Source organism: Pedobacter sp. L105 (assembly GCF_009765875.1).
GTDB lineage: Bacteria > Bacteroidota > Bacteroidia > Sphingobacteriales > Sphingobacteriaceae > Pedobacter.
The window spans coordinates 295,649-311,952 of sequence record NZ_LMUP01000007.1 but is presented as its reverse complement, the minus strand read 5'-3'; the positions used below and the strand labels follow the sequence as shown (position 1 = coordinate 311,952).

Below are 16,304 nucleotides of genomic sequence, written 5' to 3'. Positions count from 1 at the left end.
TTATTTCTTGCTTAATACATTACCAAATACCGCAAATAGGATGATGAATGCTACTGTTATAATATTTTTGCCTACGATTTGTGTGTAAAAAAAGCATATTAGTGCTAAAGTAAGGCAGGATAAATTTATAATTCTGGTCGTTGACCTGGTTAAAGTGCCTTTATCTATTGTTATAAGAAGCGCATAAGTGCTGAAACCCATAAGTCCTGCACCTAACAATGCAAACATACTATATAGAAAAGTTTTAATTGTTGTCCAACTTAGTGCAGAATACCAAACATCTTCAAAATGATGGAAAGATTTTAATACGAATATTGGAATTATAAAACCGAACGTTAGGTTAATAACTAAAAAGTACAAGTACCCCACTACAGCTCCCAATTTCTTCATGTTTCAATGTTAATAAAAATTTTCAACAACATTTGGAATACTAAAAATATTAGCATTATTTTGTGTTACTATGGAAAACACATTCGTAACAAAGCTCAACGCTCACTTAAACCAGTGGGTTAAAAATAACCAGTCTATTAGCTGGTCACTTACAGGTGGTAACTTTTTAACTGTTGACATGGAAGGGAAAGTAATAGTTGATTTACGCCTATTCAGTGATGGTTATCAGCAAAAGCATATATTATCAACTCCTGGTAATTACTGCAATTCCTTCCTAATCGTTATACAGCCTCAATTGAGTCAATTTTTAATTGATAACGAAATTGAAGATTATAGTTTCACTTTTAAATTCTATTTAAATGGTACGACCACTAAAGAATTTTATGTAAAAGGTTTGAAAAGGGTAGAAGTGAACTAACCGCAATATCAAGTAGATGGAATCAATTAAGACTTTTATAGATGATAGGGAGATAGTAATTTACTATCCAGATGATGAGGCTGGTAAATGGTTTGTACAGTGGGATGGGATTTTATTAGGTTATGTTTATTGCGAAAGAATTGAAATTTCAAGTGCTACTCCCGCATGGGCTTCATCAATCGATTTATTAGATGTGTATTTGAATGAGATAACAAACTTTATTGAACATTCAAATTTATGATAATACAAGATTATTTTTAAACCTTTCTCAATACGTGCTGTTAATGAGTTGCGAGAATATTTTTTTAATAGGGTGGATGTCCTATTTTACCTTTCACTCCCTTATCAGATTCAACCCTGATAAGGGTTTTTACTTATGATAACAGCTATAAATTACATATGAAAAGGAGAAAAAAAGGAGAAAATTAAAAATAAATTTCAAATAGTTTTCCACATTTCACCCTTAGTTAGGGTATGAAAACCCTTAAATATCCCTAATTAAGAAATAAATTATGTCTAAAAATACTGAATATTTACCGATTGAAAACTACGGGATTATTGGCAACATGAAAACGGTGGCCCTTGTTTCTTTGTATGGGGATGTGGACTTCATGTGTTTTCCTAACTTTGATTCACCTACTGTCTTTGCCAGTTTGCTGGATAAGGAGAATGGTGGTACTTTTTCTGTAGTGCCGCAGCTAAGCTCCACCAAAACCAAACAATTGTACATGCCGGGCACGGCCGTTCTCCTCACCAGGTTTTTTTCTGAAGAAGGAATCTCTGAGTTAACCGACTACATGCCGATTGAAGACTTTGATAATCCCAGCAGTATCTGCTCCATCGTCAGAAAGATAAAAACTGTACGTGGAAAGATCACCTATAAGGTAAATTGTGCACCACGTTTTGATTATGCCAAAGCACAGCATCAAATTGATAAAACGGGCAAAAACGAATTGACATTTCTGGCCATTCATGATGGGGACAGCATGGTGCGGCTGATATCAGATTTCCCTCTGCGTTTTAAAGGCCAGGATGGTTATGCTGAAATTACGTTGAATCAGGGCGAAGAGGCATGGATCGTACTGGAATCTGTCAAAAAGGGAGAAACAGAAAATTTAAGGAGTATTGACTTTTATAAGAATTCCACTTACCAGGAAACAGTGACCTTCTGGAGAAAATGGATCAATAAGTCTACGTATAAAGGTCGGTGGAACGACCTGGTATCCCGATCGGCCATTACTTTGAAACTGCTTACCTCCACTACTTATGGATCTATGGTTGCAGCGCCTACCTTTAGTCTTCCGGAGTCGCTGGGTGGAAGCCGCAACTGGGATTACCGCTTTACCTGGATCAGGGATGCAGCCTTTACCATGTATGCTTTTCTTCGTTTGGGATACTGGGAAGAAGCCTCCAGCTTTCTTCATTGGATAGAGGGACGCTCAGACGACAAGGCATTACACCTGATGTATTCCATTGACGGTTCTCCAGTGATGGAGGAGGAAGAACTTCAACATATGGAAGGTTACATGAAATCCAGACCGGTTAGAATTGGTAATGCTGCTAAAACGCAGCTGCAGCTGGATATTTACGGCGAATTGATCGATACTATTTATCTCTACAATAAAAACCATACTAAAATTAATTTTGAGTTATGGAAGACGGTCCAAAAGCATATTCTATATGTAGTAAAGAACTGGGCAAAACCCGATCATGGGATTTGGGAGTTTAGAAATGGGACAAAACATTACCTGCATACCCGGTTGATGTGTTGGGTAGCAATGGACAGGGCCATCAAAATTGCAGAAGACAGGTCTTTTCCATACCCGGAAATAGAGTGGAAAGACATCCGCGATAAAATTTACCTTGATATCTATGATGGTTTCTGGAATGAAAATGTAGGGGCATGGGTGCAATATAAAGGTGCTGAAGGAGTTGATGCATCAGCATTGCTCATGCCTTTGGTGCATTTTATTACTCCGGATGAACCGCGCTGGTTATCTACCATGAAAGTTATTGAAGAAAGGTTAAGCACCGACGTGCTGATCTACCGTTACAACAATACCGGAGATGCTGATGGCATAGCAGGAGAGGAAGGTACGTTTAACATGTGTTCTTTCTGGTTCATTGAAGCCCTGGCCAAGAATAAGGAAGTGAGTAAGGCACTGGAATATTTTGAGAAAATGGCAGGTTATGCCAACCATCTGGGTTTGTTTAGTGAGCAGATTGGAAAAAGAGGGGAGCACCTTGGGAATTTCCCTCAGGCTTTTACACATCTGGCACTCATCAGCGCTGCGCTGGAACTAGACAAACAAATAGATAGGTTATAATACTATTTGAAAGATTTTAAAAGGTAACGTCTTCATTTTCTTAACCATAAAGAAGCCCCCAAAATTAAGATGATTTTGGGGGCTTTTATATTTTGGAAGTATATCGAATCCTCTTACTTCCCTCCGGGAGGGCAGTTCTGCTGAAGGAATTTGGTGTAAGTTTTCGCCAGATGTTCCCTTGTGCCGGCTCCCTCACTGATGGCGTGGGTACGGTTAGGATAAGACATCATTTGGAATACTTTACCATATTTGATCAGCTCGTTGATCAGCATTTCCGCATTTTGATAATGCACATTGTCGTCTCCCGTACCATGAATGTACAGTAAATTACCCTGCAGGTTTTTGGCATAGGTAATAGGAGAGCCTTTGATATAAGTTTCTTTTGAAACCAGCGGAGAGCCCATGTAGCGTTCCTGGTAAACATTATCATAAGTCAGCTGATTGCCTACAGCAGCAATAGCGATTCCAGTTTTATAAATTTCAGGATGCTGGAACATCAGGTTTAGTGTAGAAGAACCACCGCCGCTCCATCCCCATACAGCAACCCTATCCTTATCAATGAACGGCCATTCCAGGATTTTCTTAGCTGCAGATGCCTGGTCATTGATATTCAGCAAACCAATATTCTTGAAAATACTTTTGCGGAACTCGCGTCCTTTAGGAGCAGGGGCACCACGGTTTTCAATAGAAATATAAACATAACCATCTTTAGCCATATCGCCGGTATAAAGGAAATTGCGGCCTACACCATAAGTATCCGTTACAGTTTGTGAAGCAGGTTCGCCATACACATAAAATACAACCGGGTATTTTTTTGTCTGGTCAAAATTATCCGGTTTTTTCATCCAACCGTCCAATTCAGTTCCATCCTCAGCCTTTACCTTAAAAAATTCCACTTTATTTTTAGGTACCTGAACCTTGGCCAGCTGATTGGTTAAACTGCCTTCCATCGTAAAAGGATTGCCTGTATCCAGACGCATCCACTCTGTAATCGGGAAAATATTGGCACTTTGATAAACATGTTTAGCAAAAATCCCATTAGGGGAAATATCATAACTATGTGTTCCCGGGAAAATAGAAGGGGTAACCAGTTCTAAAGATCCTTTTCCATCCAGTTTTGTTTTATACAGGTATTTTTGGGTAGCATTATCCGGGGAAGCAATGAAATAGAAAGTACCGCTTTTCTCATCGATCAGGCTGCTTTCAATCACATCATAATTACCTTTGGTGATCAGCGTTTGTTTTTTACCATCTTTACTTACGCGGTAAAGGTGACGCCAGCCATCTTTTTCACTGATCCAAAGAAATTCTTTTCCATTGTTAATCCATTCCCATTCAGGTGCTGCGTCAACCCATGCTTTATCTGTTTCCGTAAGGATACTTTTCACCGCACCAGTTTGTGTATTGGCTACAAATAAATTTGTTGTATTCTGTTCCCTGTTGATCTGCTGCAAAATGATGTCGCTGGTTTTAGGGACCCAGTCCATTCTTGGGATGTAATTCTGGATATTATCACCAGGGATGTTTAACCACGATGTTTGTGCAGTGCTGATATTTACCACACCTACCTTGCAGGCTGATGGGTTTTCACCTACCACTGGATATTCAACAGGAACAGTATGCGGATAGATCGAATCTGTGTTGTTGATCATCAGAAAGTTTTTGATCTTCCGGGCGTCGATCTGCCAGTAGGCGATAGATGTACCATCAGGACTCCACTTAAAGCCATCCCTGCAATCGAACTCTTCCTCATACACCCAGTCGAACGTACCATTGATGATCCTGTCGGTACCATCGGTAGTCAGCGCTTTGCTGATTCCTGAAGTAAGATCTTCCACATATAAATTATGACCGCTTACATAAGCAACCTTACTGGCATCCGGCGAAAATTTGGCAAACATCAGTGAAGATGCCGGTTTATCTTTTCCAATCTGTACCAATTTATTGGCAGTAAGGTCGGCCAGCCAGTAATCACCTCTGGTTTCATAACGCCATACTTTTTTACTGTTGGTATAGATCAAAGCCCTGGTACCATCTGCAGAAAGTACAAAACTTTTAATGTCCAGAGGATAACTTCTTCCGGCAGGTGTGAGCAGGCTTCTGCTGATTAAAGTTTTTACTTCGTTTTTAGGCAGGGTAACAATGGTGATCTCTCCATTGGAATTTTGATAATAACCGTTTCCGTCTTTTGTCCAGTTGATACCTCTTTTACCCTGTGCCTCTGCTGAGGTACAGAAAAAGCTGATCAGTAGAACAGCAGTCACTTTTAAAATAATGAGTTTTTGCTTCATTTGCTTAAATAAATTTTTCTTTTTTTGGTTCAGGCCCCGGGGGCTATGCTGGTTTTCTGGCTAGAGGGCCGAAAATTGATGATAAGCGATCTGCAGATAAGATTTCTCTTGTTTAAGCAGTTGCCTGGTGTTTTCGGCGTCTCCTGGATGGTTATTATATAAACACATCCTTCCTACGTTGTCAAATGTAACACATTGTTTGTTATCGATAAAACCAATTCCGTTATCCCAGCTAAAATAAGCAAAAGATTTTGTTGCGGGGCTGAGCATATTTTTGCTCCATACAAAGGCTTTGGCATTCATATCCAGCTGATGGAGCAGGGTAGATGCAATGTCTATTTGGCTGCCTACCTGTTTAAATATTTTTCCGCGATAGGCTGGTTTGATCACTTCCCCGAAAAAAAGCAAAGGAATATGGTACCGCTGAGGGATATAGATTTCCTCACGTCCTTTGGGCAGAATATGTCCATGATCGGCAACAATAACGAACAGCGTGTTTTTATACCAGGGTTGTTTTTTTGCCCTGGTTAAAAAATCGTTTAAGCAGGAGTCTGTGTAAAAGGCGGTACTTTTAAATTTTTGTGTGTTGTCTGCCTTACCAAATTTATAAGCTCCGGGTACTTCGAAGGGCTCATGATTGGTCAGCGTCATATGGGTGCTGAAAAATGGCTGTCTGGACTGGTTCAGGTCGTGCAGCTGTCTGTTGAACACCACGCCGTCGTAAGCACCCCATTTGGAGTTCATATCCCTGGCTTTGAAATTCTTTTTATCGGTGAGCGACTGATAACCGTGACTTAAGATAAAGGCTTTAAAATTGTCAAATTCCGACTGGCCGCCATAAAAAAAGGAAGTGTGGTAACCCTGTTTCAAAAAGGTTTGCGACAAGGCCGGGATCTTTTCCATCTTTTCTGGCCACTGTACCATATTCTCTGCTGCAAGACTGGGGTAACCGGCCAGTGTTCCAATAATACCTTTATCTGTCCTGTTGCCGGTAGCATAAATCTGGCTGAATAGTACCCCATGCCGGGCAAGTGTATCAAATCCGGGTGTAATACCTGTTTCGTGTCCCAGGGTTTTGGTCAGGTCGGCCGTAAAGCTTTCCATAATGATCACCACTACATTGGGTTTTTGTGTGTTCAGGATATGAATGGTAGAATCCTTTTTAGCTGCATACAGCTGATTTACCTGCCTCACAGCCTCTATTTCGGGATAAAACTGGTAAAGGTTTTTATTGGATTTATAGGACTTCAGCAAACTGGATATGAAGTTCCACTCTGTGTTTACAGCAGCATTATTTAACAACTGGTCTTCGCTGTAATAAGCCATGCTTTGGTTATTAGGTGCAACGCCCCATCCTCCGCGGATCAGGAGAAAAGTTAGGGCAGCCATAAAAAGGCTATTACTGATTTTAGCCCATAATGGAGTGCGCTGTGCCACTGTATTTGTTTTAATGATATAGTTATTCAATAAGAGCCCGCACGCGATTAGAACGGCCAGAAGGGCGAGGCTAAAAACTATGGGTGAAGAGGCGCTGGAGGCAATGGCTTCATTTGGTGCGGTAACCGCAAAATCCACTGCCTTGGCATTGATTTTACTTCCCCATTCCCGGTAAATATTAAAATTGATGATGCCGATGAGGCTGAATAGAATAACCAGTACTTTATTGTAAACCTTAAGCCACTGAAAGTTTGGCTGATGTTCTGATCTGAGATCAGTGTATGTAAAATAAATAAGCGGAACAATAATCAGGTAGGCTGACATTGCCAGATCAAGGCGTAATCCATGATAAAAGGCTGCGGTAGTTTCCTGAAACTTGTTTTCAGGCAGGCTGCGGAGAAAAACAGAAAGAAATAAAAGGCGGTCTAGCAGGAAGAACAGCAGCCAGAAGATAAAAAACCGGACAAAAAAAATCAGAATTCTTAACATTCCCGCAAATTGGTAAAATTTGAGAAGTTAAAAATCCTGATTTTGTAAAATTGTTTAATCTATTGACCGCCGCCCATTGCTTTTAAGGCTTCCATCGTTGTTACTTCATATCCTGAAGGGACATCTAAAGATAGTGCGCCAACTTTTTCATCTGTCAGGTCCTTAATCGTAACTACCGCTTTTACACCATTTTGTGCACGGGTGAATTTTACAGGAGTAGCATTCAGTGCTTTAAATTCTGAACCCACTATTCCTTCAGGCAATTGTATATCATTCGTTGCCCACAATTCGAAAGAAGCACCTTTATCATCTTTATAGGTGTATTTTTCTGTATTGTAGTTACCAATCTTCAATTTTTCACCAGTTGCTTTGAAATCACTTAATACCGGTCTTGCGCCCATCATTTGTTCAGTTTCTTCTTTAGAAGATTTTACTGCAAACTGTTTCTGTGCAATAGGCACATCAACCAGCACCAGGCTTGTTCTTGCAATACCATCAGAGATGATAGTGATTTTAGCAGGTCCCTGCTCCATTTCAATTTTGAACAAGTTATTGTTAAACTTGAATTTTGTTTCTGCAGGTAATTGTGACGCCATCGACTGCTGTTCCGGTGTCAATTCATAAGTAAGTCCATAAGTGAGTACGCCTTCATTCACTTTCTTTTGAGCATGAGCAATTACAGCCGTGCTGATGAGTATTGCAGCAATGACACTCGTTTTGATCGATTTTAACATATATTTCAATTTAGTAATTTACCATTTAATTTTTTCTTTGGCAATAAAAGCGGCTATCCCTTTTTTAAAGTCTTCACTCTCTCTTACCCTTGCATTGATCTGTACAGCTAAGTTAAGGCTATTTTCCAATCCCGGATTGGTCGTTTGGCCGATTAGCTGTTTAGTGATCATTAAAGAGTTACCTGAAGCCTCTTCACAAAGCTTTAACGCAAAATTACGTACTGTTTGATTAATTTCTTCTTTATTTGTTACATAAGTAATCAAATTATAGGCCAGCGCTTCGGTTGCTGAGAATAAATCTCCCGTTAACAGCAATTTTTTGGCGACGGTTTCTCCTGTTTTACGCATCAGGAAGCAGGAAACAATAGCCGGAACAAAACCGAGTTTAACTTCTGTATAACCAAAACTAGCTTCAGGTACTGCAAATGTAATATCGCATATTGTAGCAAGTCCGCATCCGCCCGCAATGGCGTGTCCTTCTACTTGCGCAATAACCACTTTAGGTAAGTAATAGATAGTGGTGAACAATGTTTTCAGGTTTTCACTATCCTTAACGTTCTCTTCGTGTGTATTGTACTGCAGCTGCTGTAAATAGGCCAGATCTGCTCCCGCACTAAATATATTGCCGGCAGCTTTTAAAACAATCACTTTTACTTCTTCATCATCGGATGCTTTTAACAAAGCCTCAGTGAGTGAAGTCACCAGTTCCGGATTAAAAGCATTACGTTTTTCAGGACGGTTTAAACAGATCGTAGCAATACGGTCGTTAACAGAATAAAGTACTAAAGGTGATGTTATCATTTAAAACAGGCTGTTATTTATTTCAGGTTAATCAAAGATGCTTTTTTATTTTTTAATACAATAGTTGGGCAGCTAAAATTAATGCTATCCCTTTCATACGCTTTTAACACATAGTTTTTATTGGAGGCATCTATCCATAGCTCCCTGAAACTAATTTCCTGTTTGAGTTCGCTGGGTTTAACTTTCGGACTGCCATGCAGCCAGACTGCATCAACCACTAGTTTACGGTTAAGTTTTTTCCGGTTAAAGCTGCTATCGATCAGTAATATTCTAAAATTCCTGAAATAAAGCTGATGGTTTTGGATGTTAAAGTATCGGAACCTGTGACTGCTGTTCCAGGGAAGGCAGGTTACTGTGCTGATCTTTCGTTCATCCAATGCAGGTTGCAGATGGACTTTAAAATCACGGTCGGCCGGCTTCAGGTCTGTAACCAAAATAGCTGTCCGGGCACAAACAAAAGCAACTGCATAGTTCTTTTTTAAGCTAAACAGGATGATCTCTTTTTGCTTTAGGGAGATAATTTTATCTCTGGCCCGAAGCCCTTGTAAGCAAGTCAATAGCACCAAAGCCGTGAAAACAAAAGCTTTCCTTCGATGTAAAAGTCCGTGGCAGCATAACAACAGGAAAAGATAGAGCAAAACCAGTTCTGTTTTATTCAACTCTATTCCGCCAATACTGGAATAGGGGAGAAGGGCGATTGCTGCCAGACCTTTATTCATAAATAGAATAAGCCATTCAAAAGCTGGTGTAAGCCAGTATAGGTGGAAGAGCAGGATAGCCAGTCCGCTGTACATCAGGATGGCAACCGGCAGGGTAATAAACAAGTTGCTGAGTATAAAATAAACAGGAAACTGATGAAAGTAATAACTGCTCAGCGGAAAAGTGAGGATTTGAGCTGCAATGGAAACAGCAATCAGGCTCCAGAGCTTTTGAAGCCAGCGCCATTTAAAAGACATTAGTGTCCTGATTTTTGGTTCCAGCCAGATTAGTCCCAATACCGCCATATAGGAAAGCTGGAAGCCCGCATCCCATAAAAGGAAAGGGTCATACAGCAAAAGGCAGAATGCCGAAATATACAGGACGTGATCACCTCCTGCATTTTTGCCCATGTGTTTAGCTATAATAAACAAAGAAAGCATGATCGCAGAACGTAACACTGAAGCGGAATAACCTGTCAGCAGGGTATAGAACCAAATTGTTACAAGCAGCAGCAGCAGCTTTGCCACTTTCAACATCCTTTTCCTGTTCATCCAGCTTAACGCAGCCTGGAGCACCAGATAAACAATCCCCACATGCATCCCTGAAACCGAGAGTGCATGTATAGTTCCAGTGCTTGAATAAGCACTCAGTGTTTCCGCATCGAGCTCTGCACGGTAACCCAGAATCAGTGCGGATGCAACAGCAAAAGCAGCATCGTTTTTTATCAGCTTTCTGTAGACCTCGGTTTGCTGTTGGCGAAGTTTCAGGGCAAAGGCGATCAGGGATGATCCTTTGTATTCTCCATCGGGTACCAGCTCTTCAGGCTGAAGGAATATTTGATGTTCAACATGCTGGTTTGCCAGCCAAAACCTAAAGTCAAATTCTCCGGGATTGCAGGGCGGGTCAATAGGAGTGTAGTGTGCAGGTATGAGGTAAACTTCTCCATATTTTGGGTTGTCCCGATGCAGGGAATTGAGTCGTATGGTGACCAATAAAAATCCGGTAGAAGGTCGCTTTTTCATTGTTCCGTAATTGTACCAAACCTTTGCCTTAAACCTTAAAACTGTGCCATGCTGCTGCGGTTCATCAGCCACCGATATTTTCAGAAATGCAGCTTTGGTATGCGAAAAGCAGCTGGGATTTTGAGTTGTCGTATGCCGGAAACACCACAAGCCGCCGAGGCTGAAAAATAGCAGGTACACTAAAATAGCTATAATTCTCTTATAATGGTAAACTTTAAGTGATACGTATAAATAATTGATTATTAACAATAAGGTAAATATGAAAATAGTGGAAGATAGCAGTAGCAAATTTAATTTGGTAAATCTAACGTCGCGCAAAACCCAAATTCCCATGCAAAATGGAAGTAAAATACGGATAAACACAGGGGGAGTCTGTTCCATCTTCTACTAGAATTGATAGCGTAGCTGAACCTTGATTTCCGACTTCCTGTTACCCCTGATTTCGTCCAGGCCAGAACCGATACTCTCCCTGCCGGGATACAGAAATATCGCATACCTTGCCCATATCCGGAGCTGTTTAGATAACCTGTAATTCAGGTTTAAAAATGACCTGACACCCTTACCATAATAGAGTCCTGATCCGGACCCATAAAGCACGTCATCTTCATAAGCATATACCCTGTTTTCATAAACGGGTGCGTTAAAAAAAGCCAGCCGCATATTGGTATTCAACCGGGAAGACAGGGGATGGTAGGCAACATCCTGATAGACCATATAACCATACGTTTCCGCCGATTCCCCCTTTTTGTATTGGGTTACTTCCAGTCGGTTTTGCATGCTGAATTTGTTCTTCAGTTTCCATTGAACTCCTAATCGGTAATTGTTCAGGACAACCCTAACAACCGGGTTAACGGGTAATCCCGAACTTACATTCTGTTCGTTTTTCTTTGTGCTGATCTTTAATGTCACTTTAAAGGTTTTGATTGGGCTATAGCTAACCTGTCCCATCACCTCATAACCGGACGAAGCCGTATCCACTCTATATTTTGCCCAGGGGAAACTAAACACATCGCCATATATTGACAGGTCCCATTTCCTGCTGGGGATAAGATGAAGTCCCGCATATAGTCCTTTTTCATTGGCTGCATCTGATCCTTCACCCAGTGCCTGGGTGTAAAAACTAAGGTACCGCTTGCTGTAATTCCTGTAGAGTAGTACCGCTGACAAGTGCGCGGACAAGCTTGCCATTACACCGTTGAGCATAGCTGTTCCACCAGGATAGCTATGCGCGGCTTCCCCAAAAAAGTAGCTGTTTCTAAACGTATAATTGTACCAGCTGCTGAAATTAGTAAGCTCCTTTCCGGTAAAAGCATAGGTTTTGTAAAGCGGGGTGCCGGTAATAAAGTCATGATCATAACTCGAATGATAGGCTGTAATGCCGATGTCCAAACCAGGCTGGTTCCATGTCAAAGTAGTTCCGTAAAGCAGCAGTCCAAGATCTCCTTTGTTCCTGATTTCGGAGGTGGTACGGTGTAATCCGCTGATCCCAATCGCAGATAAAGTGGAATTTCCATCGGTGCCTTTGCTTAAGCTTGCATCTAAACTTCTTAAAGAGATAAATGTAGTTAAATCAATGTTTTTTATGAGATTAACTTGGCCAGATACTCCTCTGAAAAAGGAATATTGATTGGTAGAGGTGTAGGGTTTTAAACCGGTATCCTTCTTAGCCACTGCTGAAACATCGGGTCCTTTTCCTAAAGACAAACCTGTCCATAAGCTTAGCCCCTGCCCTAGCTGGAGACTGTAATCTCCGATGACCAGTTCCTTTAGCCGTCCTTTAGGTGTGACTGAAATACTTCCCGATAGGAAGTCGAACCCTGTTTTGCTACTGCCCCTGAAGAAGGTTTCGCCTGCATCTTTTGAAGCAGTAACAGAAACCGTCAGTAATTGGTTAAAGTTGTACCGGTATTTCAAGAGCAACTTTTCCGGGCTTCCCAGATACCTGCTTCCGGGAAGGGGATTGAAACCCTTTTGTTTTTCGAGTGTCTGTGCATAACGTAATAGGAGTTCATGGTTACCTCCACTTAGCGGTTTTCCTGATTTCAGGCTGCTGTAAAGAGACTCAGCTTTGAGGGTAACAAAAGGCATTAAGCGACGAATGGTTTCCAGGTCGAACTCTGCAATGGATTGGAGCTCCAGGAGGTCCTTCAGCTTTCCGCTGGTTTGGATATAGCTGAAAAGGTTGCTGATCTGTAATTCCGACAGGAAAGCCAATTCGTTCAGCTGTGCAGCCGTGGTATGATTGAGATCTATCGGATGCTGCTGGTAAAAAGAGAGGCGTTGGGTTAACTCAGAGAGGTCTTCAGCCTGCGGCAGGCTTTCTGCAATATGGGCGGTGATCTCTGTGATCACTGAATCTTCCTGGCAGATGGCTTTATCTATGCTTAGGCAAACCGTAAGCGGTGTAAGTATGCCGCATAACAGGCAGCGGGAGAGGCAGGTTTTGCACGCTGCCGGCAGGGCGAAAAGTTGGATTGGTTTTGGCATCATGATGCCAATGTAATCCAGTTTTACTTAAACAAGTTAATTTATTGGTTAAATTTCTTCGTTTAATTTTAATAAGAAGTCTTTAAGCTTTTCCAGGGAGGCGATGATCTTCTGGTTTTCTTTCACATCACCGCTATTGTTCTTCAAATGTTCTTTTGCCCCTTTAAGGGTAAAGCCTTTATCGTCCACCAGGTGAAAGATGATCTTCAGGTTTTCAATATCCTCAGGAGTAAAAAGGCGGTTTCCTTTTTTGTTTTTCTTGGGCTGAAGGACATCAAATTCCTTTTCATAAAACCGGATCTGCGAAGCATTTACGCCAAACATTTCCGTTACCTCACCCATCGTGTAATACATTTTATTAATTTCCCGTTCCTTGTAAGGCATACTTCAGTGTTGATAATTAGTGTTTTATGGCTTTTATGTAAAGCTTTCAAATGTAAAGGGATTTTAGTAGAATACCGCAATAAAATTTTAATTTTGTTGAATAAATTTCAAGAATGACAGCAAAAGAAATCAGACAGGCATATTTAGCATTTTTTGAATCGAAACAACACCACATTGTTTCCTCTGCACCGATCGTGGTAAAGAACGATCCAACACTTATGTTTACCAATGCTGGTATGAACCAGTTCAAAGATATATTTTTAGGTGAGGCGCCTGCACGGTACCCACGAGTAACCGATACACAACGTTGTTTAAGGGTTTCCGGTAAACACAACGACCTGGAAGAGGTGGGGATTGACACCTATCACCATACTATGTTCGAGATGCTGGGTAACTGGAGTTTTGGGGACTACTTCAAAAAAGAGGCTATCGCCTGGAGCTGGGAGCTGCTAACGGAAGTTTATGGCATACCGAAAGACAAACTTTATGTTTCCATTTTTGAAGGGGATGAGAAAGAAGGGCTGCCAAGAGATACCGAAGCTTACGAGTTATGGAAACAATATGTTCCTGAAGAAAGGATCATCCTGGGGAATAAAAAAGACAATTTCTGGGAGATGGGTGATACCGGTCCATGCGGTCCGTGTTCCGAAATCCATGTGGATTGCCGTCCTGACGAAGAGCGCGCAGCGGTCTCCGGGAAGGAACTGGTTAATGCAGACCATCCGCAGGTAATTGAGATTTGGAATAACGTTTTTATGCAGTTTAACCGATTGAAAGATGGTTCTTTACAGTCTTTACCTGCACGACATGTTGATACCGGAATGGGCTTCGAACGTTTGGTCCGGGTATTGCAAAACAAAGCTTCCAACTACGATACTGATGTATTTCAACCGCTGATCCAGTTCATTGCCAGGAAAGCAGGAATCGTTTATGGAGCAGATGAAAAAACAGATATCGCCATGCGTGTGATGGCAGATCATATCCGGGCGATTGCTTTTGTTATTGCCGACGGGCAGCTGCCTGCAAACAACAAAGCTGGCTACGTGATCCGCAGGATCCTGAGAAGGGCAGTTCGTTATGCCTATACCTTCCTTGATCTGAAAGGACCTTTCCTGAACCAGCTGGTGCCTGTTCTGGCAGAACAGTTTAAAGGGGTTTTTGAAGAGCTGGTTTTACAGCAGGATTTTGTACAGAAGGTAGTGCTGGAAGAAGAGGTTTCTTTCCTGAGAACGCTGGCTACAGGTATTCAGCGTTTTGAAAATTATACGAAAAAGCAGGCCGACTTCCTGATGTCTGAGAATGCAATCGATCTGGAAAAACCTTTTGAAGATGCCTGGGTATACAGCATCCTGAAAGACCAGATGGTGATCTCCGGTGAGTTTGCTTTTGAGTTGCAGGATACCTATGGATTTCCAATTGACCTGACCGAACTAATGGCCAGGGAGAAAAGATGGCAGGTAGATATGGAAGAGTATCAAAAGAGCCTGCAGAAACAGAAGTCGCGCTCAAGGGCTGCGACAGCAATTGATACGGGCGACTGGATCACGGTTCACGAAGATCCGGAAACGGAGTTTGTAGGTTACGATTTCCTGGAGATAGAAACCAAGATTTTAAAATACAGACAGGTCACTGCAAAAGGAAAAGAGCAATACCAGATCGTTCTGCAGAAAACACCTTTTTACGGAGAGAGCGGTGGACAGGTAGGTGATACAGGTCGTCTGGAAGACCATAGCCGAATGTTTTCTGTAGATATCACAGATACCAAAAAAGAGAACGGAGTAATTGTTCACTTCACTGATACTTTGCCGGAGGATGTAGATGGACAGTTCTGGGCTGTTGTGGATGAAAATAAGCGCGCTCAGACGAATAATAATCACTCGGCGACACATTTACTGCATGCGGCACTAAAAAGCGTCCTGGGCGATCATGTGAATCAGAAAGGTTCACTGGTTAATCCGGATTACCTTCGTTTTGATTTTTCCCACTTCGCAAAGATCACCGATAACGAACTGGCACAGATCGAACATATCGTGAATAAAAAAGTAAGGGAAAATATTCCTTTGAAGGAGCAGCGTATGGTGCCTTATGCCGAGGCTTTGTCAAGTGGGGTGACTGCTTTGTTCGGGGAGAAGTATGGCGATTTTGTTCGGATCATCACTTTTGACGACAACTATTCGAAAGAATTGTGCGGAGGCACTCATGTACAGGCAACCGGTCAGATTGGGTATTTTAAGATCTTATCGGAGAGTGCTGTTGCTGCCGGTGTTCGTCGTATTGAAGCCATTACGGCAGATGCTGCTGAAGCTTATATCATTGAGCAGAATCAGGAAATCAGCCAGTTAAGGTCGCTACTTAAAGGGAACAAAGACTTAACGAATGCCGTTGCTGCATTGATCGAAGAGAACTCCAGGCTGAAAAAAGACGCAGAAAAGGCAGTAACTGCCCGTTCCGGGGATTTGAAGCATGAAATTGTGCATCATATGAAAACAATAAACGGTATTAACCTGATTGCAGTGCAGGTTGATCTGCCCAATGCGGATGCCGTAAAGAATCTTGCTTTTGCCGTTAAGGATTTAGTTGATAATCTGTTTCTTGTGTTTACTACTTTAATTGATGATAAACCCGGTATTACGGTGATGTTATCAGAGAATCTGGTTCAGGAGAAGGGATTAAATGCCTCTAATATCGTGAGGGAACTGGCTAAGGACATTCAGGGTGGTGGAGGCGGTCAGCCGTTCTATGCTACTGCCGGAGGAAAGAACAAGGATGGTTTACCGGCGGTACTGGCGAAGGTTGCTACGCTGATACCTTAAGATTTCGGATCC

At 41.7% G+C, this 16,304-nt stretch carries 12 protein-coding genes; 4 read left to right on the top strand and 8 right to left on the bottom strand.

Features of this window, described 5'->3' with window-relative positions:
• Complete coding sequence (locus GSQ84_RS14965) at positions 1 to 390, bottom strand: hypothetical protein (RefSeq protein ID WP_158798075.1); 390 nt, start codon at positions 388 to 390, stop codon at positions 1 to 3.
• A gap of 70 nt (positions 391 to 460) precedes the next feature.
• On the opposite strand from GSQ84_RS14965, the gene GSQ84_RS14960 reads away from it, so the two are divergent.
• The 3 genes from GSQ84_RS14960 to GSQ84_RS14950 all read left to right on the top strand — a co-directional run bounded on the left by GSQ84_RS14960 (position 461) and on the right by GSQ84_RS14950 (position 3,135).
• Positions 461 to 808: a hypothetical protein gene (locus GSQ84_RS14960; protein ID WP_158798074.1), complete on the top strand. Its 348-nt coding sequence runs from the start codon at positions 461 to 463 to the stop codon at positions 806 to 808.
• A gap of 16 nt (positions 809 to 824) precedes the next feature.
• Positions 825 to 1,049 carry a hypothetical protein gene (locus GSQ84_RS14955; RefSeq protein WP_158798073.1) on the top strand — a complete coding sequence of 75 codons (225 nt, stop codon included), beginning with the start codon at positions 825 to 827 and terminating at the stop codon, positions 1,047 to 1,049.
• Positions 1,050 to 1,320: 271 nt separating this feature from the next.
• Positions 1,321 to 3,135, top strand: coding sequence for a glycoside hydrolase family 15 protein (locus GSQ84_RS14950; protein ID WP_158798072.1), 1,815 nt, complete (start codon positions 1,321 to 1,323; stop codon positions 3,133 to 3,135).
• Between the two features lie 113 nt (positions 3,136 to 3,248).
• Here the strand turns inward: GSQ84_RS14950 and GSQ84_RS14945 are convergent, their stop codons facing one another.
• From GSQ84_RS14945 to GSQ84_RS14915, 7 genes are read right to left on the bottom strand one after another with little or no spacing between them, the layout of a single operon-like run.
• Complete coding sequence (locus GSQ84_RS14945) at positions 3,249 to 5,426, bottom strand: S9 family peptidase (RefSeq protein WP_158798071.1); 2,178 nt, start codon at positions 5,424 to 5,426, stop codon at positions 3,249 to 3,251.
• A gap of 60 nt (positions 5,427 to 5,486) precedes the next feature.
• Entirely contained in the window at positions 5,487 to 7,352 is a 1,866-nt protein-coding gene (locus GSQ84_RS14940) for an LTA synthase family protein (RefSeq protein ID WP_158798070.1), read from the bottom strand.
• Positions 7,353 to 7,411: 59 nt separating this feature from the next.
• The gene (locus GSQ84_RS14935; protein ID WP_158798069.1) at positions 7,412 to 8,086 is read right to left on the bottom strand and encodes a hypothetical protein; all 675 of its coding nucleotides are present in this window, start codon (positions 8,084 to 8,086) and stop codon (positions 7,412 to 7,414) included.
• Between the two features lie 18 nt (positions 8,087 to 8,104).
• A complete protein-coding gene (locus GSQ84_RS14930) occupies positions 8,105 to 8,887 on the bottom strand; it encodes an enoyl-CoA hydratase/isomerase family protein (protein WP_158798068.1) in 783 nt (260 codons plus the stop codon).
• Between the two features lie 17 nt (positions 8,888 to 8,904).
• Positions 8,905 to 10,941: a ComEC/Rec2 family competence protein gene (locus GSQ84_RS14925; RefSeq protein ID WP_254070877.1), complete on the bottom strand. Its 2,037-nt coding sequence runs from the start codon at positions 10,939 to 10,941 to the stop codon at positions 8,905 to 8,907.
• 54 nt (positions 10,942 to 10,995) lie between these two features.
• The gene (locus GSQ84_RS14920) at positions 10,996 to 13,098 is read right to left on the bottom strand and encodes a helix-hairpin-helix domain-containing protein (protein ID WP_254070873.1); all 2,103 of its coding nucleotides are present in this window, start codon (positions 13,096 to 13,098) and stop codon (positions 10,996 to 10,998) included.
• Positions 13,099 to 13,143: 45 nt separating this feature from the next.
• On the bottom strand, positions 13,144 to 13,479 hold the full coding sequence (locus GSQ84_RS14915) for a MerR family transcriptional regulator (RefSeq protein WP_158798066.1): 336 nt from the start codon (positions 13,477 to 13,479) through the stop codon (positions 13,144 to 13,146).
• Positions 13,480 to 13,592: 113 nt separating this feature from the next.
• On the opposite strand from GSQ84_RS14915, the gene alaS reads away from it, so the two are divergent.
• On the top strand, positions 13,593 to 16,292 hold the full coding sequence (alaS, locus tag GSQ84_RS14910; protein WP_158798065.1) for an alanine--tRNA ligase: 2,700 nt from the start codon (positions 13,593 to 13,595) through the stop codon (positions 16,290 to 16,292).
• Positions 16,293 to 16,304 lie beyond the last annotated feature (12 nt).